Here is a 417-nt window from a genome sequence, read left to right as displayed (position 1 = left end):
AACAATGAGCGAAGCGAATGCACAAAGCCGCGGAGCGGAGGTTTTCCGACTGGTGCAACTTGTTAGATGCATACTGGACTAATGTGCACTGGTTTTTGAAAGCAAGTTGAGAACAACAACGCCACCAACGATTAAACCCATGCCAACATACCCCCAAAGGTCAAGTTTTTGCCCGTGCATGAACCATGCGATTAGAGTTACTAAAACTATGCCAAGCCCTGACCAAACTGCATATGCAATACCAACAGGGATTGATTTCAGAGTAAGTGAAAGTAAATAGAAAGCAGCGCCATAGCCAATAATAACAAGCAGCGATGGGGCGATTTTAGTAAAACCTTCACTAGACTTAAGACTGGATGTTGCAATTACTTCACAAATAATAGCAGCGGATAAGAATAACCAGTTTTTCACAGTTTT

General features: G+C 42.4%; 1 protein-coding gene. It reads right to left on the bottom strand.

Translation table 11 applies throughout. From position 1 onward, the window contains the following. Window positions 1-78 precede the first annotated feature (78 nt). On the bottom strand, window positions 79-411 hold the full coding sequence (locus A3729_RS09640) for a Qac family quaternary ammonium compound efflux SMR transporter (protein WP_068553830.1): 333 nt from the start codon (window positions 409-411) through the stop codon (window positions 79-81). Window positions 412-417 lie beyond the last annotated feature (6 nt).

The sequence above is a fragment of the Oleiphilus sp. HI0043 genome (genome assembly GCF_001634935.1).
Note: the sequence above shows the minus strand (reverse complement) of the source record. Positions and strands in the feature narration are given on the sequence as shown.